This is a genomic window from Oryzobacter telluris, assembly GCF_043099285.1.
Lineage (GTDB): Bacteria > Actinomycetota > Actinomycetes > Actinomycetales > Dermatophilaceae > Oryzobacter > Oryzobacter telluris.
The window spans coordinates 1,067,152-1,090,087 of record NZ_CP170723.1 but is presented as its reverse complement, the minus strand read 5'-3'; the positions used below and the strand labels follow the sequence as shown (position 1 = coordinate 1,090,087).

The 22,936-nt window shown below is 72.8% G+C and carries 22 protein-coding genes; 6 read left to right on the top strand and 16 right to left on the bottom strand.

Annotated features, from left to right (window positions below; genetic code table 11):
* Positions 1–4: 4 nt before the first annotated feature.
* Entirely contained in the window at positions 5–1,864 is a 1,860-nt protein-coding gene (glmS, locus tag ACFLFB_RS04925; RefSeq protein ID WP_392544590.1) for a glutamine--fructose-6-phosphate transaminase (isomerizing), read from the bottom strand.
* A 72-nt stretch (positions 1,865–1,936) separates the two neighbouring features.
* On the opposite strand from glmS, the gene coaA reads away from it, so the two are divergent.
* Entirely contained in the window at positions 1,937–2,902 is a 966-nt protein-coding gene (gene coaA, locus ACFLFB_RS04920; protein ID WP_392544589.1) for a type I pantothenate kinase, read from the top strand.
* Between the two features lie 33 nt (positions 2,903–2,935).
* On the opposite strand, the gene ACFLFB_RS04915 is transcribed toward coaA, so the two are convergent.
* The 3 genes from ACFLFB_RS04915 to ACFLFB_RS04905 form a co-directional block, all read right to left on the bottom strand.
* Positions 2,936–3,607, bottom strand: a complete 672-nt coding sequence (locus ACFLFB_RS04915) for a hypothetical protein (protein WP_392544588.1) — start codon at positions 3,605–3,607, stop codon at positions 2,936–2,938.
* A gap of 240 nt (positions 3,608–3,847) precedes the next feature.
* Entirely contained in the window at positions 3,848–5,185 is a 1,338-nt protein-coding gene (locus tag ACFLFB_RS04910; RefSeq protein WP_392544587.1) for a PhoH family protein, read from the bottom strand.
* A 188-nt stretch (positions 5,186–5,373) separates the two neighbouring features.
* Positions 5,374–6,135 (bottom strand): isoprenyl transferase, encoded by a 762-nt coding sequence (locus ACFLFB_RS04905; protein WP_392544586.1) that lies wholly within the window; start codon positions 6,133–6,135, stop codon positions 5,374–5,376.
* Positions 6,136–6,302: 167 nt separating this feature from the next.
* Between ACFLFB_RS04905 and ACFLFB_RS04900 the strand changes: the two genes are divergently transcribed.
* Positions 6,303–7,022 carry a hemolysin III family protein gene (locus ACFLFB_RS04900; RefSeq protein WP_392544585.1) on the top strand — a complete coding sequence of 240 codons (720 nt, stop codon included), beginning with the start codon at positions 6,303–6,305 and terminating at the stop codon, positions 7,020–7,022.
* Positions 7,023–7,032: 10 nt separating this feature from the next.
* Here the strand turns inward: ACFLFB_RS04900 and ACFLFB_RS04895 are convergent, their stop codons facing one another.
* Both ACFLFB_RS04895 and mca read right to left on the bottom strand, forming a co-directional pair.
* Positions 7,033–7,314 carry a hypothetical protein gene (locus ACFLFB_RS04895; RefSeq protein WP_392544584.1) on the bottom strand — a complete coding sequence of 94 codons (282 nt, stop codon included), beginning with the start codon at positions 7,312–7,314 and terminating at the stop codon, positions 7,033–7,035.
* The gene (gene mca / locus ACFLFB_RS04890) at positions 7,311–8,249 is read right to left on the bottom strand and encodes a mycothiol conjugate amidase Mca (RefSeq protein ID WP_392544583.1); all 939 of its coding nucleotides are present in this window, start codon (positions 8,247–8,249) and stop codon (positions 7,311–7,313) included. The genes ACFLFB_RS04895 and mca overlap by 4 nt, the downstream gene beginning before the upstream one ends.
* A gap of 94 nt (positions 8,250–8,343) precedes the next feature.
* On the opposite strand from mca, the gene ACFLFB_RS04885 reads away from it, so the two are divergent.
* Complete coding sequence (locus ACFLFB_RS04885) at positions 8,344–8,721, top strand: DUF4307 domain-containing protein (RefSeq protein ID WP_392544582.1); 378 nt, start codon at positions 8,344–8,346, stop codon at positions 8,719–8,721.
* Between the two features lie 194 nt (positions 8,722–8,915).
* Positions 8,916–9,404 carry a transcription elongation factor GreA gene (gene greA / locus ACFLFB_RS04880; RefSeq protein ID WP_392544581.1) on the top strand — a complete coding sequence of 163 codons (489 nt, stop codon included), beginning with the start codon at positions 8,916–8,918 and terminating at the stop codon, positions 9,402–9,404.
* 66 nt (positions 9,405–9,470) lie between these two features.
* Here greA and ACFLFB_RS04875 read toward each other — a convergent pair whose 3' ends face one another.
* The 4 genes from ACFLFB_RS04875 to ACFLFB_RS04860 form a co-directional block, all read right to left on the bottom strand.
* Complete coding sequence (locus ACFLFB_RS04875; RefSeq protein ID WP_392544580.1) at positions 9,471–10,310, bottom strand: PhzF family phenazine biosynthesis protein; 840 nt, start codon at positions 10,308–10,310, stop codon at positions 9,471–9,473.
* Between the two features lie 41 nt (positions 10,311–10,351).
* The gene (locus tag ACFLFB_RS04870) at positions 10,352–11,764 is read right to left on the bottom strand and encodes a L,D-transpeptidase family protein (RefSeq protein ID WP_392544579.1); all 1,413 of its coding nucleotides are present in this window, start codon (positions 11,762–11,764) and stop codon (positions 10,352–10,354) included.
* Between the two features lie 126 nt (positions 11,765–11,890).
* Positions 11,891–12,748, bottom strand: coding sequence for an ABC transporter permease (locus ACFLFB_RS04865; RefSeq protein ID WP_392544578.1), 858 nt, complete (start codon positions 12,746–12,748; stop codon positions 11,891–11,893).
* A complete protein-coding gene (locus ACFLFB_RS04860; RefSeq protein WP_392544577.1) occupies positions 12,745–13,731 on the bottom strand; it encodes an ATP-binding cassette domain-containing protein in 987 nt (328 codons plus the stop codon). Before ACFLFB_RS04860 ends, ACFLFB_RS04865 begins: the two co-directional genes overlap by 4 nt.
* 142 nt (positions 13,732–13,873) lie before the next feature.
* Here ACFLFB_RS04860 and ACFLFB_RS04855 point away from each other — a divergent pair, with 142 nt between their 5' ends.
* The gene (locus tag ACFLFB_RS04855) at positions 13,874–14,281 is read left to right on the top strand and encodes a DUF6855 family protein (protein ID WP_392544576.1); all 408 of its coding nucleotides are present in this window, start codon (positions 13,874–13,876) and stop codon (positions 14,279–14,281) included.
* Between the two features lie 4 nt (positions 14,282–14,285).
* On the opposite strand, the gene ACFLFB_RS04850 is transcribed toward ACFLFB_RS04855, so the two are convergent.
* The 3 genes from ACFLFB_RS04850 to ACFLFB_RS04840 form a co-directional block, all read right to left on the bottom strand.
* The gene (locus ACFLFB_RS04850) at positions 14,286–15,614 is read right to left on the bottom strand and encodes a glutamate mutase L (RefSeq protein ID WP_392544575.1); all 1,329 of its coding nucleotides are present in this window, start codon (positions 15,612–15,614) and stop codon (positions 14,286–14,288) included.
* 5 nt (positions 15,615–15,619) lie between these two features.
* Positions 15,620–16,798 carry a cystathionine gamma-synthase gene (locus ACFLFB_RS04845; protein ID WP_392544574.1) on the bottom strand — a complete coding sequence of 393 codons (1,179 nt, stop codon included), beginning with the start codon at positions 16,796–16,798 and terminating at the stop codon, positions 15,620–15,622.
* A 391-nt stretch (positions 16,799–17,189) separates the two neighbouring features.
* Complete coding sequence (locus tag ACFLFB_RS04840; protein ID WP_392544573.1) at positions 17,190–17,789, bottom strand: hypothetical protein; 600 nt, start codon at positions 17,787–17,789, stop codon at positions 17,190–17,192.
* Positions 17,790–18,012: 223 nt separating this feature from the next.
* On the opposite strand from ACFLFB_RS04840, the gene msrA reads away from it, so the two are divergent.
* A complete protein-coding gene (msrA, locus tag ACFLFB_RS04835) occupies positions 18,013–18,735 on the top strand; it encodes a peptide-methionine (S)-S-oxide reductase MsrA (RefSeq protein WP_392544572.1) in 723 nt (240 codons plus the stop codon).
* Here the strand turns inward: msrA and ACFLFB_RS04830 are convergent.
* From ACFLFB_RS04830 to ACFLFB_RS04820, 3 genes are all read right to left on the bottom strand, one after another.
* Complete coding sequence (locus tag ACFLFB_RS04830; RefSeq protein ID WP_392544571.1) at positions 18,621–20,852, bottom strand: FAD-dependent oxidoreductase; 2,232 nt, start codon at positions 20,850–20,852, stop codon at positions 18,621–18,623. The two genes, msrA and ACFLFB_RS04830, sit on opposite strands and share 115 nt — an antisense overlap.
* Before the next feature lie 22 nt (positions 20,853–20,874).
* A complete protein-coding gene (locus ACFLFB_RS04825; RefSeq protein WP_392544570.1) occupies positions 20,875–21,360 on the bottom strand; it encodes a DUF1992 domain-containing protein in 486 nt (161 codons plus the stop codon).
* 119 nt (positions 21,361–21,479) lie between these two features.
* On the bottom strand, positions 21,480–22,856 hold the full coding sequence (locus ACFLFB_RS04820; protein WP_392544569.1) for a cystathionine beta-synthase: 1,377 nt from the start codon (positions 22,854–22,856) through the stop codon (positions 21,480–21,482).
* Positions 22,857–22,936: the final 80 nt, after the last annotated feature.

The following is a 22,936-nucleotide window of genomic DNA, read 5'->3' as shown; positions in this document are numbered from 1 at the left end:
CCGGTCACTCGACGGTGACGCTCTTCGCCAGGTTCCGCGGCTGGTCGACGTCGAGGCCCTTGGCGGTGGACAGCTGGAGCGCGAACACCTGCAGCGGCACGACCGACAGCAGCGGCGCGAGGAGCGGCGAGCACTGCGGGATGCGGATGACCTCGCTCGCGAACGGCACGACGTCCTCGTCGCCGTCGTGGGCGACGACGATGGTGCGCGCCCCGCGGGCCCGGATCTCCTGGATGTTGGAGACGACCTTCTTGTGCAGCTCGTGCGGGGTGTCGGGCGCGGGGACGATGACGAACACGGGCTGGCCGGCGTCGATGAGCGCGATCGGCCCGTGCTTGAGCTCGCCGGCCGCGAAGCCCTCGGCGTGGATGTAGGCGAGCTCCTTGAGCTTGAGCGCACCCTCCAGGGCGATGGGGTAGCCGACGTTGCGGCCGAGGAAGAGCACCGAGCGGGTGTCGGCCATGAACCTGGCCATCTCGACCACGCGGTCCATCCGGCCGAGGAGGTCCTCGATCTTCTCGGGGATCTCGTGGAGCTCGGCCATGACGGCCTTGGCGTCGTCGGCGTAGGTCTCGCCGCGCAGCTGCGCGAGGTAGAGGCCCAGGACGTAGCAGGCGGTGATCTGCGCGAGGAACGCCTTGGTCGACGCGACGGCGATCTCGGGCCCGGCGTGCGTGTAGAGCACGGCGTCGGACTCGCGCGGGATGGTCGAGCCGTGGGTGTTGCAGATCGACAGCGTCATCGCGCCCAGCTCGGTGGCGTGCTTGACGGCCATGAGGGTGTCCATGGTCTCGCCGGACTGGCTGATGGAGACGACGAGCGTGGTGGCGTCGACGATGGGGTCGCAGTACCGGAACTCGTGGGCGAGGCTGACCTCGACCGGGATCCGGGTCCAGTGCTCGATCGCGTACTTGGCGACCATGCCGGCGTAGGCCGCGGTGCCGCAGGCGACGATGGTGATGCGGTCGACGGCGCGCAGCTGCTCCTCGCTGATGCGGACCTCGTCGAGGACGAGCCGACCCGACTCGTCGGTGCGCCCGAGCAGGGTGTCGGCGACGGCGTGCGGCTGGTCGTGGATCTCCTTCTCCATGAAGGTGTCGAAGCCGCCCTTCTCGGCGGCCGCGGCGTCCCAGGTGACCTCGTAGGCCTTGCCCTGCGCGGGCGAGCCGTCGAAGCCGATGACGTCGTACCCGTCGGGGGTGATCGTGACGATCTGGTCCTGGCCGAGCTCGAGGGCGTGGCGGGTGTACCCGATGAAGGCCGCGACGTCGCTGCCGAGGAAGTTCTCGCCCTCGCCGAGGCCCACGACGAGCGGGCTGTTGCGCCGGGCCCCGACGACGACGCCGGGGCTGTCGGCGTGCACGGCGAGGAGCGTGAAGGCGCCCTCGAGCCGCTGCACCGCGCGCTGCATCGCCGTGGTGAGGTCGCCGGTCTCGTCGTACTCGCGCCCGACGAGCTTGGCCGCGACCTCGGTGTCGGTCTCGCTGTGGAAGACCGCCCCCTGCGCGAGGAGCTCCTTCTTCAGGGCGTGGAAGTTCTCGATGATGCCGTTGTGGATGAGGGCGAGCCGGTCGCCGTCGCCACCGCGGTGCGGGTGGGCGTTGCCGTCGGTGGGCCCGCCGTGGGTGGCCCAGCGGGTGTGCCCGATGGCCGTGCGGGAGGCCGCGAGGGGGTGCGCGTCGAGGGCGGTGCGCAGGTTCTCGAGCTTGCCGGCGCGCTTGTCGGCCTCGATCCCGTCCTCGGTCACGAGGGCCACACCGGCGGAGTCGTACCCGCGGTACTCGAGGCGGGTCAGCCCCTCCATGACGACGTCGAGCGCCGTGCTGTCCATGGTCCGGCCCACGTAGCCGACGATTCCGCACATGACGGCCAGCCTAGTCGGCGGCCGGGGACCCGCCGGTCACCGCGACGGGGTGGGCGCGGGCCATGCGCAACAATGGCGCGCGTGAGCTCGCCCTCCCGGCCCAAGGCCGCGCCGACGCCGTACGTCGAGCTCGACCGGACCGCGTGGTCACGGCTGCGCGAGAACCAGCCGATGAGCCTGGAGCAGAAGGACCTGGCCCGGCTGCGCGGCCTCGGCGACCGGCTCGACCTCAGCGAGGTCGAGGAGGTCTACCTCCCGCTCTCCCGGCTGCTGCACTACTACGTCGAGGCCGTGCACGGGCTGCGCCTGGCCACGAGCGAGTTCCTCGGCGAGCGCCCCGCCCGCGTGCCCTTCGTCGTCGGGGTCGCCGGGTCGGTGGCCGTCGGCAAGTCGACGACGGCCCGCATCCTCAAGGAGCTGATGAGCCGCTGGCCGCACACGCCGCGGGTCGCGCTCGTGACGACCGACGGGTTCCTCCACTCCAACGCCGAGCTCGAACGGCGAGGGCTGCTGCAGCGCAAGGGTTTTCCCGAGTCGTACGACCGGCGCGCGCTCCACCGCTTCATCGCCGACGTGAAGTCGGGGATGCCCGTGGTCGAGGCCCCGCACTACTCGCACCTCACCTACGACGTCCTCCCCGACACGGTGCGGGTGCGCAAGCCGGACGTCCTCATCATCGAGGGGCTCAACGTCCTCCAGCCGCCCACGGTGCGCCCCGACGGGTCGAGCACGGGCGCGATCTCGGACTACTTCGACTTCTCGGTCTACGTCGACGCCCCGGTGGAGGAGATCCGCACCTGGTACGTCGAGCGCTTCCTGCGCCTGCGCGAGACGGCCTTCGCCGACCCGCAGTCGTACTTCCACCGCTACGCGGGGCTCAGCGACGAGGAGGCCCGCGAGACGGCAGCGGGCATCTGGGAGCGGATCAACGAGCCGAACCTCGTGGAGAACGTCCTGCCGACGCGGGAGCGGGCGACGCTCGTCCTCACCAAGGGCGCGGACCACGCCGTGACGAAGATCCGGCTGCGCAAGCTCTGACGCGGCTCACCCCGTGGGGCGGAACGGGCCGGCTCAGTACCAGTGCGGCGAGCGGGCGTTCCACTGGTCGAGGGCGTTGCACGGGGTGCCGTAGGACTTCTTGATGTAGTCCAGGCCCCAGCGGATCTGGGTGACCGGGTTGGTGCGCCAGTCGCTGCCCATCGTCGCCATCTTGCGGCCCGGGAGGGACTGCGGGATGCCGTAGGCGCCCGACGAGGAGTTCTCGGCCCACCAGCGCCAGTCGCTCTCGCCGATCCACAGCTGGTCCAGGCACGGCCACTGCGCGTCGCCGTAGCCGAACTCGGGGAGCAGGATGCGGGCGACGGCCTTGGGGTCCTTCTGGGCGTTGGCGATGATGCGCGTGCGCTCGGCCGCGCGGGCAGCGCGCTCGGCGGCGGCCTTGCGCTGCTTGGCCAGCTTGGCGGCGCGCGCCTTCTCGACCTGGGCGTTGCGCGCGGCCGCGGCGGAGCGCTGCGCGTTGGTGGCGCTGCGGTCGGCGGCCACGCGGGCGAGGTCGGCCATCTCGGTCTTGCTCTGCTCCGTGGACGCGCTCGAGGTGAGGGCGTCGACGGCGAAGGTCAGCGTGTCCGCGCTCGCGGCACCCCCGGAGGAGGCGGCGGCGATGGCCCCGGTCGACAGCAGCGCGGCGGCGACGCCGGCGGTGACGACGGGGCGGCCCAGGGCACGGCGCGCGGCCTTGGACATCCCCGAGCGCCCCGCGTGCCGGGAGCCGGCATGGCGAGGGGCGTGGCGCGGAGCGTGTCGACCCATGGGTGCAGCAGGGACCTCTCGTGGAACGGGTGGTGGTGACGGCCGGGATGCAGCGCATCCACCTGGCAGCGTTACCGAATCGAGACCTTACCCTAGGCGAAGTCCCCGGCGAGGGGAAATCGCCAACTGAGGACCGTCTTCAGGCCCACCACACCCGCTCCGTCGAGGCCGTGCTCAGATCTCGATGCCCTCGAGGAGGTCGGTGACGAGGGCCGCGATGGGGCTGCGCTCGGACCGCGTCAGCGTGACGTGGGCGAACAGCGGGTGCCCCTTGAGCGCCTCGACGACCGCCACGACCCCGTCGTGCCGCCCGACCCGCAGGTTGTCGCGCTGGGCGACGTCGTGGGTGAGGACGACGCGCGAGTTCTGCCCGATCCGCGACAGGACCGTGAGCAGGACGTTGCGCTCGAGGCTCTGCGCCTCGTCGACGATGACGAAGGCGTCGTGGAGGCTGCGTCCGCGGATGTGCGTCAACGGGAGGACCTCGAGCATGCCGCGGTCGAGGATCTCCTCGACGACCTCGCGGGACACCAGGGCCGACAGGGTGTCGAAGACCGCCTGGCCCCACGGGTTCATCTTCTCGGCCTCGGACCCGGGCAGGTAGCCGAGCTCCTGGCCGCCGACGGCGTAGAGCGGGCGGAAGACGACGACCTTGCGCTGCTGGCGGCGCTCCATCACGGCCTCGATGCCGGCGCACAGGGCGAGCGCCGACTTGCCGGTGCCGGCGCGCCCGCCGAGGCTGACGATGCCGATGTCGGGGTCCATGAGGAGGTCGAGGGCGATGCGCTGCTCGGCGCTGCGGCCGTGCAGGCCGAAGGCGTCGCGGTCGCCGCGCACGAGGCGCACCTGCTTGTCGGGGCCGACCCGGCCGAGGCCGGAACCTCTGGGCGACAACAGCTTCAGGCCCGTGTGGCACGGCAGCTCGGCGGCCTCGACGCTCTCGAGGCGGCCGTACTCGTAGAGGTGGTCCATCTCCTCGACCGTGACGTCGAGCTCGCGCATGCCGGTCCAGCCGGACTCGACGGCGAGCTCGGCGCGGTACTCCTCCGCCTCCATGCCGCAGGCCGAGGCCTTGACGCGCATCGGGAGGTCCTTGCTGACGATCGTGACGATCCGGCCCTCGTTGGCGAGGTTGCGCGCCACGGCGAGGATGCGGGTGTCGTTGTCGCCGAGGCGGAAGCCGGCGGGCAGCGAGGTGGTGTCGGTGTGGTTGAGCTCGACGCGCAGCGTGCCGCCGTGCTCGCCGATCGGGACCGGCGCGTCGAGGCGGCCCGCGGAGATGCGCAGGTCGTCGAGCATCCGCAGCGCGGTGCGGGCGAAGTAGCCCAGCTCCGGGTGGTGCCTCTTGGCCTCGAGCTCGGTGACGACGACGACCGGCAGGACGACCTCGTGCTCCTTGAAGCGCGTGATCGCGCGGGGGTCGGCGAGGAGGACCGAGGTGTCGAGCACGTACGTGCGACGCGGCTCCTTCCCCCGTGCTGCTGCCGGTGCCGGTCGGGTGCTCGAAGCCATGGCCACTCCTGAGGAAGGGGACTTAGTGGTGCCGACGCTACGACTGCGCGGGAGCGGTTCCACGGACCTCGCGCGCGTGTCGGCGCACCTCCCAGAAGGGGCCGTTCGGCCGACCTGCGGACCTCGTCGGTGGCCCCTGTGACGGGTGTGACCAGTGGTGTCCCTGGGGCGTTTGGGGGACCCCGAGGTCAGGAGCCGAAGCGGCGCTGGCGCTCGCCGAAGGCGCGCAGCGCGCGCAGGAAGTCGACCTTGCGGAAGTCGGGCCAGTAGGCCTCGCAGAAGTAGAACTCGCTGTGCGCGCTCTGCCAGAGCAGGAACCCGCCGAGCCGCTGCTCGCCCGACGTGCGGATCACCAGGTCGGGGTCGGGCTGGCCCTTGGTGTAGAGGTGCTCGGCGATGTGCTCGACGTCGATGACCTCGGCGAGCTCCTCGATGCTCGTGCCCTTCTCGGCCTGCTCCTGGAGCAGCGAGCGCACGGCGTCGGCGATCTCGCGGCGGCCGCCGTAGCCGACGGCCACGTTGACGAGCATCCCCTCGACGTCGCGGGTGCGGTCCTCGGCGCCCTTGAGGCGGGCGGCGGTCTGGGCGGGCAGGAGGTCGAGGGCGCCGACGGGGTGGATGCGCCACCGGTGCGCGTCGGCGAGGGTGTCGATGGTCTTCTCGATGATGCCGAGGAGGGGGCGCAGCTCACCCTCGGGGCGGTTGAGGTTGTCGGTGGAGAGCAGCCAGAGGGTGACGACCTCGACCCCCACCTCGTCGCACCACGACAGGAGGTTGGCGATGTTGTCGGCGCCGGCTTGGTGGCCCTCGCTCGTCCCGGCGCCGCGGGCCCGGGCCCAGCGGCGGTTGCCGTCGAGCATGACGCCGACGTGCCGCGGGACGGAGGACGCGCCGAGGGCCTTGGTGAGGCGTCGGGCGTAGGCGGCGTAGAGGACGTCACTCAGCGCCATCGACCCTGTCCTCCCGCTTGCTCCGGAGCCGTGGCGCTCCTCGCGCACGGTGCCTCCCACGCTACTCCGCGGCGGGGTCGACCACGACGCGCAGGGCGGTGGCGGTGCGTCGGGAGTCACTCCCGGGGATCGCCCTAACCTACGGTTGCGTAGGTTAGTCTGGATCGATGACCCGCCCCGACGCACGCCGTGACCCCGACTCGGGTCCGCTCGAGATCCTCGAGACCCGCGTCGAGGCCGCGCTCGAGCACGTCAAGCCCCACCTGCGTGGCTGGCTGCACGCGGGGATGACCCCGCTCGCCCTCGTCATGGGCATCGTCCTCGTGGTCCTCGCGACCACCACCGAGGGCAAGGTGTCGGCCGCGGTGTTCGGCGGCACCGCGGTGCTGCTCTTCGGCACCTCGGCGGTCTACCACCGGGGCACCTGGTCCCCCCGGGTCGGCGGCTTCCTGCGCCGGTTCGACCACTCGAACATCTTCCTCATCATCGCCGGCACCTACACGCCGTTCGCGCTGCTGCTGCCCACCGACCAGGCCACCCGGATGCTCGTCATCGTGTGGACGGGCGCGATCCTCGGGGTGCTCTTCCGGGTGTTCTGGACCAGCGCCCCCCGCTGGCTCTACGTCCCGGCCTACATGATGCTCGGCTGGGTCGCGGTGTTCTACTTCGGCCCGCTGCTCGAGCACGCCGGTGGCGCCGTGATGGCGTGGGTCGTCGTCGGTGGCGTCCTGTACAGCCTCGGCGCCCTCGTCTACGGCATCAAGCGGCCCAACCTGTCGCCGCGCTGGTTCGGCTTCCACGAGGTCTTCCACGCGCTGACCATCCTCGCGTTCGCCGCGCACTTCGTCGCGGCGTCGCTCGCCCTCACGGGCACCCCCACGGTCTGAGCGGCCGGGCTCAGTCCCCGCCGCCCCCACCGTCGCCGCCGCCGTCACTGCTGCTCCCACCCGCATCGGGGGCGCTGTCGGTGTCCGTGGCGTCGCGGTCGGCGACCGAGCCGTCGGCCTGCGGGTCGTCCTTGCCCCGGCCGGCCTGTTGCTGCCGGTAGGACATCCGCCGCATCCGCGCGTTCATGTTCCGCATGAGGAACCACAGCGCGAGGGCGAGCAGGAAGAAGGCGACGAAGGACGCGAATCCCGGTCCGGTGTCGGCCGTGGGGGCGTCGGCGGCGAAGGTCATGCCTCACGCTCCGTGCGGGTGTCGAGGGCGACCGTGAGGCCGCCCGAGGTGGCGAGGGCGTCGGCCTCGGCGACGTCGGTGGGCAGCCCGGCGAACAGGTCGTCCTCCCCCTCGGCGATCGGCACGTACGACAGGGCGGCCTCGAAGTCCTCGGTGGGCCAGACCTGCGCCTGCACCGAGCGCGGCACGCGGAACCAGGTGCCGTCGGGGTCGACCTGCGTCGCGTGGGCGAGCAGCGCCGCGTCGCGCTGCTCGAAGTACGCCGAGCACTCCACCCGCGTGGTCACGGTGCGGTCGGGGCGCGACCAGCTCTCCAGCCACTCGGCGTACGGGCTCTCCTCGCCCAGCGCCGTGAGCGCCTCGTGGAAGGCCTCGATGCGGGCCTTGCTGAAGGTCTGGTTGTAGTAGACCTTCAGCGGCTGCCAGGCCGGCCCGGCAGCGGGGAAGGCGTTGGGGTCGCCGGCGGCGTCGACGGCGGCGATCGAGACGTCGTGGCAGGCGATGTGGTCGGGGTGCGGGTAGCCGCCGTTCTCGTCGTACGTGGTGACGACGTGCGGGCGGAACCGCCGGATCTCGCGGACGAGCGCCTCGGAGGTGACCTCGATCGGGGCGAGCGCGAAGCAGCCCTCCGGCAGCGGCGGGAGGGGGTCGCCCTCCGGCAGGCCGGAGTCGACGAAGCCGAGCCAGACGTGCTGGACCCCGAGAATCTCCTGGGCGCGCGCCATCTCGTCACGGCGGACCTGGGCGAGGTCGCGCAGGATGTGCGCGTCCTCCTGCAGCCGGGGGTTGAGGACGTCGCCGCGCTCGCCGCCGGTGCAGGAGACGACGAGGACCTCGTGGCCCTCGGCGACGTAGCGGGCCATGGTGGCCGCGCCCTTGCTGGACTCGTCGTCCGGGTGCGCGTGGACGCACATGAGCCGGAGCCGGTCGGTCACGGGGGGACCCTTCGCGTGGGGAGCCTCGGGTATCACCGAGAATGGACGGCGACCATCCTCTCACCCCACCCGACCAGCCCCGACGAGGACCACCATGCCGCTCCCCCGCCCCGCGCCCGGCACGACCCGGTGGTGGGTCGTCGGCACGGTCGGCGTCCTCATCGGCGTCGCGTTCTCCGTCTGGTTCGGGCTGGCCTCCACGGTCGGTTCGGTGCGCCCGGAGGTCACGGGCTACCGCGTGGAGTCCGACGCGGTCGTCGTCGTCGAGTACGACCTGCACCGGCCCGAGGGCACCGCCGTGACCTGCCGGGTCGACGCCCTCGACACGACGAAGGCACGGGTCGGCACGGTGGAGGACGCGGTCCCCGCCACGGGAGGCACCGCCGTGCACCGCGAGGTCCGGGTGCGCACCAGCGTGCGCGCCGTCACGGGCGTCGTGGACTCGTGCACCCGCGTGGCGCCGGCACCCTGACGCCGGGTGGGATCTGGAGGACGAATGTGACACACGGGGCCAAGTTGGTAGACTCGGTCGTTCCGCACCTCGGGTCTGGGTCCCGAAGCATGATGCCGACACGGCAGCCATGGGACCCGGGCCCGTTGCCGTAGCACGGCGGCGGTGACCCGACACCGGGGCCGACCGCCTCCCCCTGATCCAGGAGTACAGACGTGACCGACACCGCCAACCAGGCGAGCTTCCTCACCCAGGCGGCCTTCGACCGCCTCAAGGGCGAGCTCGACGAGCTCTCCGGCCCGGGTCGCACCGAGATCGCGAAGAAGATCGAGGCGGCCCGCGAGGAGGGTGACCTCAAGGAGAACGGTGGCTACCACGCCGCCAAGGAGGAGCAGGGCAAGATGGAGGCCCGCATCCGCCAGCTGACCCAGCTCCTCGAGACCGCCGTCATCGGCGAGACCCCGGCCGACGACGGCGTCGTCGAGCCCGGCATGGTCGTCACCGTCGACATGTTCGGCGACGAGGAGACCTTCCTCCTCGGCTCGCGCGAGATCACCGACGACACGATGCAGGTCTACTCGGAGAAGTCGCCCATCGGCGCCGCCGTCAACGGCGCGAAGGTCGGCGACACCGTCTCCTTCGAGGCGCCCAACGGCAAGCAGGTCGAGGTCAAGGTCCTGGCGACCACGCCCTACGACGGCTGAGCCGAGCGCTCTCCCGCACGGCCCGACGGCCCGGTCCCCTCACGAGGGGACCGGGCCGTCGCCGTGTCAGGCGGTCAGGGTGCCGGTGACGAGGGTGCGGGTGGCGCCGGCGACCCAGGTGGTGCCGTCCTCGACGGTCACGTGGACCCGGCCCTCGCGCCCGATGACGGTGCCCTGGGCCGCGGTGTAGACCGGCGGCAGGTGGCCGGCGGGCACGAGCCACTGCGCCAGGCCGGCGTTGAGGCTGCCGGTCACGGGGTCCTCGCCGTAGTCGCGGCCGTCGGAGTAGAAGGCGCGCACCTCCAGCCCGACGCCGTCGGCGCGCGACCCCTCGGGGTACGCGGCGGCCAGGCCCAGCTTCATCCCGGCGCAGGCCGAGCGGTCGGGGTCGGCGGCCAGGACCACCTCGGGCGAGCGCAGGAGCAGGCCGAGCCACCCGGGTCCGTTGTCGACCCAGGCGGCCTCGAGGACGTCACCGGGCTGCAGGCGGAGGGCGGCCACCACGCGGGCGACCTCGTCGGCGTCGACCGGGCCGGACCGGGTCAGCGGTGGGGCGGCGAAGGCCAGGTGCTCGCGGCGGCGGACCTCGACCAGGCCCGCGGCGCACTCCTGGACGACGACGCCCTCCCGCGCGGGGACCCCACCGGCCTCGAGCCAGGCGTGGGCGCTGCCCAGGGTCGGGTGGCCGGCGAACGGCAGCTCGCCGCCGATGGTCCAGATCCGGACGCGGTAGTCGGCGCCCTCCTGCGTCGGTGCGCAGAGGAACGTCGTCTCCGACAGGTTGGTCCACCGGGCGACGGCGAGCATGTCGTCGTCGGTGAGGCCGTCGGCGTCGTGGACCACCGCGAGGGCGTTCCCGCGGAACGGGGTCGTGGAGAACACGTCGACGAAGCGCACGGCGGACATGCGCTCATGCAACCACGGCGGAGCCGCGGGACGCCGACCGGTCAGTGGTGCGTGGTGACGACCGTGCCGATGGTGGCGAAGTCGTAGAACCACTTCGCCACGGGCACGGGCAGGTTGATGCAGCCGTGCGACCCGCGCTCCCCGGCGTAGCCGAACGTCGAGCGCCACGGGGCGCCGTGCAGGGCGAACCCGCGGTGGAAGTACGAGATCCACGGCACGTCCGGGGTCTCGTACCGCGAGCCGTCGGCGTTGCTCCCGCGCATCGTCTGCGTGACGTTCTTGTGGTAGACGGCGAAGGTCCCGACGACCGTCGGCTTCACGTCGGACCCGTTGACCATCTTCACCGGTCCGTAGACCTTCTCGGCTCCGACGTAGGCGGAGATGGTGTGGGCGCCGAGGTCGACGTCGACCCACTTCTCCCCCTCGGCCGCGGGGTAGGCCAGGTTCTCGGCGCCGGCCGCGATCCGCTTCTCGTCCCACGTGGCCTTCTGGGTCGCGTAGGCGAACCGGCCCGAGTACGCCGCACCGGCGACCACGGCCTCGACGACCTCGCCCGTGTTCTTCACGGTGCGGCCGTCGCGCGCCTCGGTGCGCACGAGTCGCACCGTCCCGGCGCGGTCGCGGTAGCGCAGCCCTGTGCGGACCTCGATCGCGGCGGCCTTCGCCTGTGCGGAGACCCACGAGGTGACCTTCGCAGCGTCGACGGTCGGGGTCCCGAGCAGGCCGTCGGTCGACGGGATGCTGACCCACGAGGCCTTCACCTTCGCGGACGCGGTGTGCGTGTCGTCGCCGTCGGACACGGCGACGGTGCGGCTCACCAGCGCGTTGGCCCGGTCGGCGGCCGCCTGCGCGGCCTCGGTCGACACCATGGCCTCGGCCTGTGTGAAGCGGACCGTCGCCGTCGCGGACTCGAGGTCACGGGCAGCCGCTGAGACGACGTCCTGGAAGCTCTCGGGCACCACGGCCCGACCGGGAGCCGCGGGGGTCACGACGAAGGAGCGCTTGTCCTTCGCCAGGACGACCCGGGCATCCTTCGCGAGCCCGTCACCGCCCACGAGGTCGGCGACGACCCGTGCGCGGGCGACCGCGTCGGTGGACACCACGGCGTCGACCTCCCGCGGGGAGACGAGCGAGGTGGCGTAGGCGGACCACGACCGGTTCGCGGCGAACACGGCGTCGACGGTGGCGTCGACGTCGACGGTCGCGCCGAGGTCGGCGAGGTGCGCCTGACGGGTGGAGTCCCCGCTGGTCACGGTCACGGTGACGCCGGCTGCGCGCTCGCGCACGGCCTGCGCGACCTCGGCCCGGCTGAGGCCGGCGACGGACACCCCGCCGACGATGCTCCCCGGCAGGGCCCGTGACTGGAAGTGGGCGGCGTAGGCCGTGCCCGTCCCCCCGATCACCAGGGGAGCTGCCACCGCTGCGGTGAGCAGCACCTTCGTGCGCCGTCTCATGCTGTGTCCTCGTGCATCGCGTTCCGTCGGACCCCCTCGGCCCGCGCCCCGGACCATGATGCGGCACGACCGGCCCGAGGACCACTTCACGTCCACCGCCGCCCCTCGGCGTGGCGGGCGCCGTGCTCAGTCGGTGGTGCGCCGCACGAAGGCGCGCACGGCCAGCGGCGCGAGCAGGGCGGACAGGCCGACCGACCAGATGATCGTCGTGAGGACCGGGTGCTGGAGCGGGAGGGCGGCGTCGACGGGCGCGGGGAAGCCGCCGTCGTTGCCCCACAGCTCGCGCAGCGCCTGGACCAGCGCGCTGATCGGGTTCCACTCGGCGAGGAAGCGCAGCCAGTCGGGCATCGGCTCGGTGCGCGCGAACGCGTTGGACAGGAACGTGATGGGGAAGACGGTGGTGAACATGACGCCCTGCACCGCCTCCACCGACCGCAGCGCCGATCCCACGAGGATGCCGATCCAGATCATCGCGAACCCGAAGAGCACGAGCAGCGCGTACCCGGCCAGGCCACGCAGGATGCCGTCGTTGACGCCCCAGCCGATGAACAGGCCGGTCAGCGACATGACGACGATGCCGATCATCGAGTGGATGACGCTGGAGATACTGCGGGCCACGACGACCGAGGACCGCCCGATGGGCAGCGAGCGGAAGCGGTCGACGATGCCCTTGCCGATGTCGGTGTTGAGCCCGATGGCGACGATGAAGGCGCTGAACGTCATCGTCTGGGCCATGATCCCGGGCAGGAGCCACTCCTTGTAGTCGACGCCCGGGACCGTGATGGACCCGCCGAAGACGTACGCGAACAGGAGCACGAACATCACGGGCTGGATGGTGACGTCGGTGAGCATCTCGGGCTGGCGCTTGATGTGCGAGAGGTTGCGGCGCACGAGCGCGGTGACCTGGCGCAGCGGCGAGGCCCCGCGCTCGCTCGGGTGGGTGGGGGTGAAGGTCGAGCCCCCGGTGGTGGTGGTCGTGCTCATGCGGGGACCTCGCTCGGGCGGGAGCCCTCGGGCTCGGTGGTCGGCTCCTCGGCGCGGTGGCCGGTGAGGGAGAGGAAGACGTCGTCGAGGCTGGGCCGCTGGAGGCCGATGTCGTCGAGCTCGATGCCGGCCTCGTCGAGGCGGGCGGCGATGCGGGTGAGCGCACCGACCCCCTCGGCCGGGGCGGTCATCCGCCGGCTGTCGCGGTCGACGTGGAGGTCGGAGACCTCGGCGCGGACGATCTCGGCGGCGCGCTCGACCTCGTCGGGGCGGCTGACCGCGATGACGAGGCTGGCCCGGCCCGACTGGTCCTTGAGCTCGAGCGGGGTGCCGTCGGCGATGACCTTGCCGTGGTCGACGACGACGATGCGGTCGGCGAGCTGGTCGGCCTCGTCGAGGTACTGGGTGGTGAGGAAGAGCGTGGTGCCGTCGCGCACGAGGTCGCGCAGGACACCCCAGAGCTCGACCCGGCTGCGCGGGTCGAGGCCGGTGGTGGGCTCGTCGAGGAAGAGCACCGGCGGCGTGGCGACGAGGCTGGCCGCGAGGTCGAGCCGACGGCGCATGCCCCCGGAGTAGTCCTTGACGACCTTGTCGGCGGCCTCGGCGAGCGAGAACCGCTCGAGCAGCTCGTCGGCCTGGCGCCGGACGTTCGCCTTCGGCAGGCCGTAGAGGTCGCCGACGAGGCGCAGGTTCTCGCGGCCGGTGAGCAGCTCGTCGACGGTGGCCGACTGGGCCGTCAGGCCCATCCGGTGCCGCACGGCGTCGGCGTCGCGGACGACGTCGAACCCGGCGACGCGGGCGGTGCCGGAGGTCGGACGGGACAGGGTCGTCATCATCCGCACGGTCGTCGTCTTGCCGGCGCCGTTGGGACCGAGCATGGAGAAGACCGACCCCTCGGGCACGGTGAAGCTGACCCCGTCGACCGCGGTGAAGTCGCCGAAGCGCTTGACGAGGTCGACGGCCTCGATGGCTGGTGGTGTCATGGGCCCCACGCTAGGCGGCGGCACTGACGGGCGTCACACCGTTTTCCGCCCGTTCCGCGTGTCGCCACCGCGTGCCATGCTGCTGCGAGCGGCCGCGCCCGCCCGGACGCGCCGCACCTGTGCAGCACCGAAGGAGACGACCATGACGCAGGGCACCGGCACCGCCGCGGACCCGTGGGTGCTCACCACCGCCCCCGGCAGCTCGGGCTACACGATGCACCGCGACCCCGACGCCGACCCTCCCGTGCTCGTCTGCCAGGTCGGCAGCACCACCCTGAAGTACCACCTCAGCGCCGTGGAGGACCTCCACGCGTGGCTCGTCGAGCAGGGCGACTGGGTCGACCTCGGCGCCGCCGACGAGAAGAAGCCCGCTGCGCCGGGCACCGTCGAGGCCTGGGGCCGCGCCGACGACAACCCGGTCGGCGGCTGGTACGGCCTGCGCAACGGCTATCGCGGCCGCTTCGGCATGTACCTCCCGCCACTGCTCGAGGCGCTGGGACTGGTCGAGCTCACCCACGAGGCCCGCAACAACCGCGTCCGGGCCCTCTGACCGGTCAGGTCGCCGGCAGGTCCCCCACCAGGGAGCCCGCCAGGGCCGCGGCCGCCTCCGGGTGGCCGTCGGCGAGCAGGCCCACCGCGAACAGCACGTAGACGGCGTCCACCCGGCGCCGCGCCGCCTCCGGCACCCGCCACCCCCCGCCGTGGTCCCCCGCGACGCGCGCGAGGACCCGGTCGGCGAGGCCGTCCGGGGCGTGCCGCAGCACCCCGCCCGAGCCGACGACGAGCACGACGTCGGCCAGCGGCCGGGGCCGCTCCGACGGATGGGGCGGCCGACCGTGGCGGCGGGCGGCGACGACGGCGGCGGTCGAGGCCACCTCCTCCTCGGCGGCCCAGTCGGCCTGGCTGACGGCGAGGCGCCCGGTGTCGGCGGACACCGCGGCCGCGTGGGCCACCGTGGCCGGTGCGACGTCGAGCCGCTCGCGCGCCGCGGCCTCGACGACGCCGGTGGCGGTCCACCGCATCCCGAGGTCGGCCTCCACGGTGCGGGCGTGCCAGAGCGTGCCGACGACCTCCCGGTGGATCGTCGCGTCCTCGCCCTGGGGGGTGATGACGGAGTAGACGTCGGTGGTCGCGCCGCCGACGTCGACGACGAGCAGGTCGCCGTCGGCCGCGTCGGCGAGCACCTCCACGCCCCGGAGCACGGCGTCGGGGGTGGCGGCGCGCACGAGCTCGGCGAACCCGCGCCCGCGCGACAGCCCCTTGCCACCGATGACGTGGGTGAGGAAGGCCTCGCGGATGGCGGCTCGCGCGGCCTCCGGTGCCACGACGCCGATGTGCGGCAGCACGTTGTCGGTGACGACGAAGCGGCGCCCGGTGGAGGCGAGGAGGGCAGCGACCTGCGGTGCCGCGTCGGCGTTGCCCGCGACGACGACCGGGGCAGCGACCCGCGCCTTCGCCAGCCGTTCGGCGTTGTGGAGCAGGACGTCGGCGTTGCCCCCGTCGGTGCCGCCGACGAGCAGGACGAGGTCGGGAGCGGCCGCACGGAGCGCGGTGACGTCCGCCCCGGTCATCGGACCCGCCGCCACGTGGACGACCTTGGCCCCCGCCGACAGGCCCACCCGGTGGCCGGCCTCGGCCGTGACCGCCCGCTCGTACCCCACGACCGCCAGGCGCAGCCCGCCGCCCGCGCTGGAGCAGACGAGCACCTCGTCCGGCTCCCCGTGCGGGGCGACCTCGGCGCGCACGGCGTCGACGCCGTCCATGACGTCGGTCGCGACGGTCGTCGGGTGGCTCGCCGCGGCGAGGACGGCACCGGAGGAGCCGTCGACGAGCACCGCCTTGGTGAACGTCGACCCGACGTCGACGCAGAGGACGAGCGGCACGCCGGTCAGGTGAGCCGGTCGAGCGCCTGGCGCAGGTCGTCGACGAGGTCCTCGGCGTCCTCGATGCCGACCGAGAGCCGGATGAGGTCGCCCGGCACCTCGAGCTCGGTGCCGGCGACGGAGGCGTGCGTCATCCGACCGGGGTGCTCGATGAGCGACTCGACGCCACCGAGGGACTCGCCGAGGATCCACAGCTGGGTCTCCGCGCACACCTTCGTGGCGACGTCCTCGCCACCCTTGACCCGGAACGCCACCATGCCGCCGAAGCGCGCCATCTGCCGCGCGGCGACGTCGTGGTTCGGGTGGTCCGGCAGCCCCGGGTAGTGCACCGCCGTGACGCCGGGGTGGCTGAGCAGGAACTCGACGACCTTCTCGGCGTTGTCGCAGTGCCGCTCCATCCGGACCGCGAGGGTCTTCAGGCCGCGCAGCACGAGCCACGCGTCGAATGGGCCGGCCACCGCGCCCATCGAGTTCTGGTGGAAGGCGACCCGCTCGGAGACGGACTCGCCGTCACGCGTGGTGGCCCCCTTGGCGACGACGACGGCGCCCCCGACGACGTCGCTGTGCCCGCCGGCGTACTTCGTCGTGGAGTGCACGACGACGTCGGCCCCCAGCGCGATCGGCTGCTGGAGGTACGGCGAGGCGAAGGTGTTGTCGACGACGAGGAGGGCGCCCGCCTCGTGGGTGACGGCGGCGATGGCCTCGATGTCGGCGATGCCGAGCAGGGGGTTGGTCGGGGTCTCGACCCACACCATCCGCGTCTCGGGGCGGATGGCCGCGCGCACCGACTCGACGTCGGCGACGGTGGCGATCGAGTGCTCGACCCCCCACGGCTTCGCGACCTTGTTGAACAGCCGGTAGGTGCCGCCGTAGGCGTCGGACGGGACGACGACGTGGTCGCCCGGCGCGAGCAGGGCCCGGATGACGGTGTCCTCGCCCGCGAGCCCGCTGGCGAAGGCGAAGCCGCGCTCGCCGCCCTCGAGGGCCGCAATGCACTCCTCGAGCGCGGTGCGGGTGGGGTTGGCCGAGCGGGAGTACTCGTACCCGCCGCGCAGTCCGCCGATGCCGTCCTGCTTGTACGTGCTCACCTGGTGGATGGGCGGCACGACGGCACCGGTCGTGGGGTCGGGCTCCTGGCCGGCGTGGATCGCACGGGAGCTGAAGCCGAGGTGGTCGAAGGTCATGGACGCCAGCGTAGGACGTGCGAAGGAGCGGGGTGGCCGGGCCCCTGCGACCCCTCCACCCCGCTCCCCGTGCGCGCCTCTCGGCGCGGTGCCGGCGGGACGAGGTGGCCGGGCCCCTGTCGCCCACCCACCCCGCCCCTGCTCGCGGGACCGTTCGTCGGGACCCGCCCCCAGCGGGGGTCGCGACCTCGGTCGTTCTTCAGTTGTTTCGTGTCACCGGTACGTCGGCCCGCCCCCAGCGCGGGTCTTCCGGAAAGCTGTGTGGTGGTGCTGGTGGTGCACCCCCTCGCGGGGGTCCGGGTGCCCGGATGGAGCGGCGTGCGCCGTGTCCACCCGGCCCGGCGACCGTGGGGGGCGGCCCCTTGAGCCCGTCCCCGCACGGAGGTCGTGGTCAGTCGGGGTCGCTGCTGCCCCAGTCGCCGCCCTTGGCCGAGTCCCCGCCGGGGCCGGTCACGGCGCACTGGTCGGAGCCGTAGCCGCCGTTGGTGCCGGTCATCGTCACGTGGGTCGCGCCGATGCCGGTCTCGCTGTCGACGTCCCACACCTGGTCGAGCGACTCGCCGGGGCCGAGGGGGAAGGTGAGGGCCAGCGTGGCCGTGAAGCTCTTGACGCCCATCGAGCCACCGTCGGGGTTCATCGACGTCGGGGTGCTCGGGGTGCGCGAGAGGCCGCTCGGTGCCCCCTGCGGGGTGACGGTGACGTTCTTCGCGGCGTTGCCCGGGGCCTTGGTGACCTCGAAGACCACCGAGTAGACGGTCCCGGTGGGCAGCGACAGGGTGCCGTCGTTGCGCACCGTGAAGGTCATCGTGCCGAGGGTGTGGCCGTTGACGGTCTTCTTCTGCACGGTGCTCGAGACGGTGAGCGTCGGCGTGTAGACCGTGTAGCCGGCGGTCGAGCAGGAGGCGGCGGAGGCGGGCTGGCCGACGAGGATCACCGGCACGGACCACGCGGTGGCGGCCACCAGGTGGCGGCGGGAGACTGCTGTGGGCATCGAACTCGTCCTGTTCCTCGAAGGTCCCTCACGTCTCGCCCCTGCGCCTTGTGTGGGTAAGACGAAGGTAAAGAGAATCCGTCGGTTCTTTACTCTTTCTTTACGAAAGTCAGACCTTCGATTGACCTCAGTGGCCGAACGGTCGATGCTCCACGTTTCAACGACCTTCGGAACCACCCGTTGTCCTGGGAATATCCACACCACATCGACTGTTTGGAGCAGCATGCTCTTCGGATCCCGTGCCAAGACGACCCTCCCCACGCGTGAAGAGGCCCTTCCCGGCCGCGAGCACCGCGTGTTCCACGTCCCGAGCACCCACGAGGTGCTCGGCACGCCCCTCGAAGGGCCTTGGCCGCAGGGCACCGAGGTCCTCTACGTGGCCATGGGCTGCTTCTGGGGGGTCGAGCGCATCTTCTGGAAGCTCCCCGGCGTCGTGACCACCGCCGCGGGCTACATGGGCGGGTTCACCGCCAACCCCACCTACGAGGAGACGTGCACCGGGCGCACCGGGCACGCGGAGGCCGTCCTCGTCGCCTACGACCCGACCGTCACCACCCCCGAGCTCCTGCTCAAGGCCTTCTGGGAGAACCACGACCCCACGCAGGGCAACCGCCAGGGCAACGACCTCGGCACGGCCTACCGGTCGGCGATCTTCTGGACCACCCCCGGCCAGGAGGCCGCGGCCCGGGCGACGCGCTCGGCCTTCCAGGGCGTGCTCACCGAGGCGGGACGCGGCGACATCACGACGACGCTCGCACCGGCCTCCGAGGCCGGCCCGTTCTGGTACGCCGAGGACTACCACCAGCAGTACCTGCACAAGAACCCCAACGGCTACTGCAACCACGGCCCCAACGGGCTGACCTGCCCGGTCGGGGTCGCGAACCTCCCCGCGCAGACCGACGTCGCGCCGCCCTCGGCTGAGCACGCAGGCCCGCGGATTCCGTAGGTGCGTGACGAAGGGCCCCGCCGACACCGGCGGGGCCCTTCGTCATGTCGTGGATGGTGGCGGACGGCCTCAGAGGGCCGCTGCGAGCTCGGTTCCTGGCGGATGGCGCGCTTCGCGTCGAGCTCGGCGGCGACGTCGGCGCCCCCCACGACGTGGGTGGTGACGCCGAGGGCGGCGAGCTCGTCGACGAGGCCGCGCACCGACTCCTGGCCGGCGCAGAGCACGACGGTGTCGACGGCGAAGGTGCGCTCCTCGCTGCCGCTGGCGCTCCCGCCCTCGGCCGTGCCCAGCCGGACGTGCAGGCCGTCGTCGTCGATGCGCACGTACTCGGTGACCCCGGTGACGTGCTCGACGCCCTTGGCCTTGAGGGCCGCCCGGTGCACCCAGCCGGTCGTGCGGCCCAGACCGCGACCGATGGAGGTGGTCTTGCGCTGGAGGAGGACGACCTGCCGCGGGCTGGCCCCGGGCCGCGGCCGCGTCACGCCGCCCCGCGTCAGCGCCGGGTCGCCGACGCCCCACTCCTCGCGCCAGGCGTCCGCATCGAGGGTCGGGGAGTGCTCGGTGGTGAGGAACTCGCTGACGTCCACCCCGATGCCGCCCGCCCCGATGACGGCGACCCGCTCCCCCGCGACCCGCTCGCCGCGGACGAGGTCGGCGTAGGTGACGACGCTGGGGTGGTCGACACCCGGGATCGCGGGCACGCGCGGCTCGACCCCGGTGGCCAGGACCACCTCGTCGAACCCAGCCCCGGCGAGCTCGTCGGCCGTGACCCGCCGACCCAGGTGCACCGTGACGCCGGTGATCTCCAGGCGCCGGGTGAACCACCGGACCGTCTCGGCGAACTCCTCCTTGCCGGGGATCCGCATGGCGATGTCGAACTGGCCGCCCACGTGGTCGCGCGCCTCGAACAGCTCGACCCGGTGGCCGCGCTCGGCCAGGGTCGTGGCGGCGGCGAGGCCCGCGGGTCCGGCGCCGACCACGGCCACCCGCTTGCTGGTGCGGGTCGGCCCGATGACGAGCTCGGTCTCGTATCCGGCGCGCGGGTTGACCATGCAGGTGGCCCGCTTCTTGACGAAGGTGTGGTCCAGGCAGGCCTGGTTGCAGGCGATGCAGGCGTTGATCTCGTCGGCGCGGCCCTCGGCGGCCTTGCGGACCCAGTCGGGGTCGGCGAGGAAGGGGCGGGCGAGGGAGACGAGGTCGGCGCCGCCGCCGGCGAGGACCTCCTCGGCCACGTGGGGCAGGTTGATCCGGTTCGTCGCCACCACGGGGATGTCCACGTGCTCCTTGAGGCGTCCCGCGTACCCGGCGAACGCCGCCCGGGGCACGGAGGTGACGATCGTGGGGACGCGCGCCTCGTGCCATCCGATGCCGAGGTTGAGGACGCTGGCCCCGGCGGCCTGCACCTCCCGGGCGAGGGCGACGACCTCGTCCCAGGTCTGGCCGTCCTCGACGAGGTCGAGCACCGAGATGCGGTAGATGACGAGGAAGTCCGGGCCCACTGCCGCGCGGACGGCCTTGACCGTCTCGACGGCGAAGCGGCGTCGGTTCTCGGGCGTGCCGCCCCAGCGGTCGGTGCGGTGGTTCGTCCTCGGCGTGAGGAACTGGTTGACCAGGTAGCCCTCGGAGCCCATGACCTCGACACCGTCGTAGCCGGCCTCCTTGGCCAGGCGTGCGGCGCGGGCGAAGTCGCGGACCTGGCGCAGGACGCCCCGGTCGGACAGGGCGCGCGGGGTGAACCTGCTGATCGGGCTCTTGATGGCCGAGGGCGCGACGCACCAGGGCGTGAAGGCGTAGCGGCCGGCGTGGAGCAGCTGCATCGCGACGAGGCCGCCGGCGTCGTGGACGGCGTCGGTGACGACGCGGTGGCTGCGGGCCGCGCGGCGGGTCGTGAGCATCGAGGCCAGGGGGTACAGCTGGCCCTCGACGTTCGGGGCGAAGCCCCCGGTGACGACGAGCCCGACGCCGCCGCGCACCCGCTCGGCGAGGTAGGCGGCGAGCTTGGGGTAGTCGCGGGCGCGGTCCTCCAGGCCCACGTGCATCGAGCCCATGATGACGCGGTTGGGCAGGGTGACGTGGCCGAGGTCGAGCGGGGCCAGCAGGTGGGGGAAGTCGCTCATCGGCTGCTGGTCGCTCCTCGGGTCATCGGCGGCGGCGCCACCATCGACGTCGCGGTCGAGCCTCTCCCGTTGTTACCGGCGGGTCAACCTCCGGGAGTTGTGAGGCTGCTCGCAGGTCGCGCCAGCGCGCCACCATCGCGTCGACGTCGACGGTGGGGGCGAGGAGCTGGGGCATCCCCGGGTCGGGTGGGCGCAGCCGGTCGCGGCGGACCCGGCGGTTGAAGTCGTCGAGCACGGCGCGGACGGCGTCCTCGGTACGCAGGTCGAGGAGCGACTCGGGGTAGCCGGCGGCCTCCTTGCGCATCGCGAGCGCGGGCGGCATAGCGGCGGAGAGGTCGAGCTGCTCGGCCGCGAGCTTCTTGCGCACCCACCACAGCGGGTCCTCGGGCCCGTCGGGGTCACCAAGGGGCAGGGGCCGGCCGGCGCCGGGGAGGTCGTCGAACTCGCCGCGCTCCTGCGCCTCCCGGATCGCCCGCTCGACGGGGCTCTCCCACCGTGGTCGCTCCACGCCCCCAGTCTCCCCCGACCGCGCGCCCACCACCCGTTCGAGGTGTTCCGCCCGCATCCCACGCCGCCCGATTACCTCGAACCAGCCAGAGGTCAGCCCGGCTCGAGGCACCCAGCGGGTCAGTCGGTGAGGAAGGAGAGCAGGTCGGCGCGGGTGAGGACACCGACGGGCTTGCCGTCCTCGATGACGAGCACCGCGTCGGACGACTCGAGCTCGTGCCGCGCGGTGGCCACCGGCTCGCCGGCCCCGACGAGGGGCAGGCCGGGGCTCATGTGCTCGGCGACCGAGTCGGCGAGGTGCGCCTTGCCGGTGAACAGCGCCTCGAGGAGGTCGCGCTCGGACACCGCACCGGCGACCTCGCCCGACATCACGGGGGGCTCGGCCTTGACGACGGGCATCTGCGAGACGCCGTACTCGCGCAGGATCTCGATGGCGTCGCGCAGGGTCTCGCTCGGGTGCGTGTGGACGAGCGCGGGGATGTCGCCGGCCTTGGCGTGCAGGACGTCGCCCACACGGGTCTCGGCCTCGCTGTGCAGGAAGCCGTAGGAGCGCATCCAGTCGTCGTTGAAGATCTTGGAGAGGTAGCCACGCCCGGAGTCGGGCAGCAGGACGACGACGACCGCGTCATCGGGCAGCTCGCGCGCGACCTGCAGCGCCGCGACGACGGCCATCCCGCAGGAGCCGCCGACGAGCAGGCCCTCCTCGCGGGCGAGGCGGCGCGTCATCTCGAAGGACTCGGCGTCGGAGACCGGGACGACCTGGTCGACCTGGTTCGGGTCGTAGGCGGAGGGCCAGAAGTCCTCGCCGACGCCCTCGACGAGGTACGGGCGCCCGGTGCCACCGCTGTAGACCGAGCCCTCGGGGTCGGCGGCGACGACCTGCACGCGCCCGGTCGCCCGGTCGGCGGAGGCCTCGCGCAGGTAGCGACCCGCGCCGGAGATGGTGCCTCCGGTGCCGGCACCGGTGACGAAGTGGGTGATCCGCCCGTCGGTGTCGGCCCAGATCTCCGGGCCGGTGGTCTCGTAGTGCGACAGGGGGCCGTTGGGGTTCGAGTACTGGTCGGGCTTCCAGGCCAGCGGCGTCTCGCGGACGAGCCGGTCGGAGGTGGAGTAGTAGGAGTCCGGGTGGTCGGGCTCGACGGCGGTCGGGCAGACCACGACCTCCGCGCCGTACGCCTTGAGGACGTTGCGCTTGTCCTCCGAGACCTTGTCCGGGCACACGAAGATGCACGAGTAGCCCTTGCGCTGGGCGACCAGGGCCAGGCCGACGCCGGTGTTGCCCGACGTGGGCTCGACGATGACGCCGCCCGGCTTGAGCGCGCCGGACGCCTCGGCCGCCTCGACCATCTTCAGCGCGATGCGGTCCTTCACGGACCCGCCCGGGTTGAGGTACTCGATCTTGGCCAGGACGGTGGCCCCGATCCCCTCCGTCACCGAGTTCAGCCGCACGAGCGGGGTGTTGCCGACCAGGTCCACGATGTGCTCCGCATACTTCACGCCGCCCATCCTGTCACGGCGCCGGAGCCCGCCCCGCCGGGGAATCCGGAGGCGCCCGCGCCACCGCCTGCGCCACGATG

Coding starts and splice junctions, on each gene's coding strand:
- glmS (WP_392544590.1), bottom strand. CDS start 1,864: ATGTGCGGAATCGTCGGCTACGTGGGCCGGACCATGGACAGCACGGCG.
- coaA (WP_392544589.1), top strand. CDS start 1,937: ATGGCGCGCGTGAGCTCGCCCTCCCGGCCCAAGGCCGCGCCGACGCCG.
- ACFLFB_RS04915 (WP_392544588.1), bottom strand. CDS start 3,607: ATGTCCAAGGCCGCGCGCCGTGCCCTGGGCCGCCCCGTCGTCACCGCC.
- ACFLFB_RS04910 (WP_392544587.1), bottom strand. CDS start 5,185: ATGGCTTCGAGCACCCGACCGGCACCGGCAGCAGCACGGGGGAAGGAG.
- ACFLFB_RS04905 (WP_392544586.1), bottom strand. CDS start 6,135: ATGGCGCTGAGTGACGTCCTCTACGCCGCCTACGCCCGACGCCTCACC.
- ACFLFB_RS04900 (WP_392544585.1), top strand. CDS start 6,303: ATGACCCGCCCCGACGCACGCCGTGACCCCGACTCGGGTCCGCTCGAG.
- ACFLFB_RS04895 (WP_392544584.1), bottom strand. CDS start 7,314: ATGACCTTCGCCGCCGACGCCCCCACGGCCGACACCGGACCGGGATTC.
- ACFLFB_RS04885 (WP_392544582.1), top strand. CDS start 8,344: ATGCCGCTCCCCCGCCCCGCGCCCGGCACGACCCGGTGGTGGGTCGTC.
- ACFLFB_RS04875 (WP_392544580.1), bottom strand. CDS start 10,310: ATGTCCGCCGTGCGCTTCGTCGACGTGTTCTCCACGACCCCGTTCCGC.
- ACFLFB_RS04870 (WP_392544579.1), bottom strand. CDS start 11,764: ATGAGACGGCGCACGAAGGTGCTGCTCACCGCAGCGGTGGCAGCTCCC.
- ACFLFB_RS04865 (WP_392544578.1), bottom strand. CDS start 12,748: ATGAGCACGACCACCACCACCGGGGGCTCGACCTTCACCCCCACCCAC.
- ACFLFB_RS04860 (WP_392544577.1), bottom strand. CDS start 13,731: ATGACACCACCAGCCATCGAGGCCGTCGACCTCGTCAAGCGCTTCGGC.
- ACFLFB_RS04855 (WP_392544576.1), top strand. CDS start 13,874: ATGACGCAGGGCACCGGCACCGCCGCGGACCCGTGGGTGCTCACCACC.
- ACFLFB_RS04845 (WP_392544574.1), bottom strand. CDS start 16,798: ATGACCTTCGACCACCTCGGCTTCAGCTCCCGTGCGATCCACGCCGGC.
- ACFLFB_RS04840 (WP_392544573.1), bottom strand. CDS start 17,789: ATGCCCACAGCAGTCTCCCGCCGCCACCTGGTGGCCGCCACCGCGTGG.
- msrA (WP_392544572.1), top strand. CDS start 18,013: ATGCTCTTCGGATCCCGTGCCAAGACGACCCTCCCCACGCGTGAAGAG.
- ACFLFB_RS04830 (WP_392544571.1), bottom strand. CDS start 20,852: ATGAGCGACTTCCCCCACCTGCTGGCCCCGCTCGACCTCGGCCACGTC.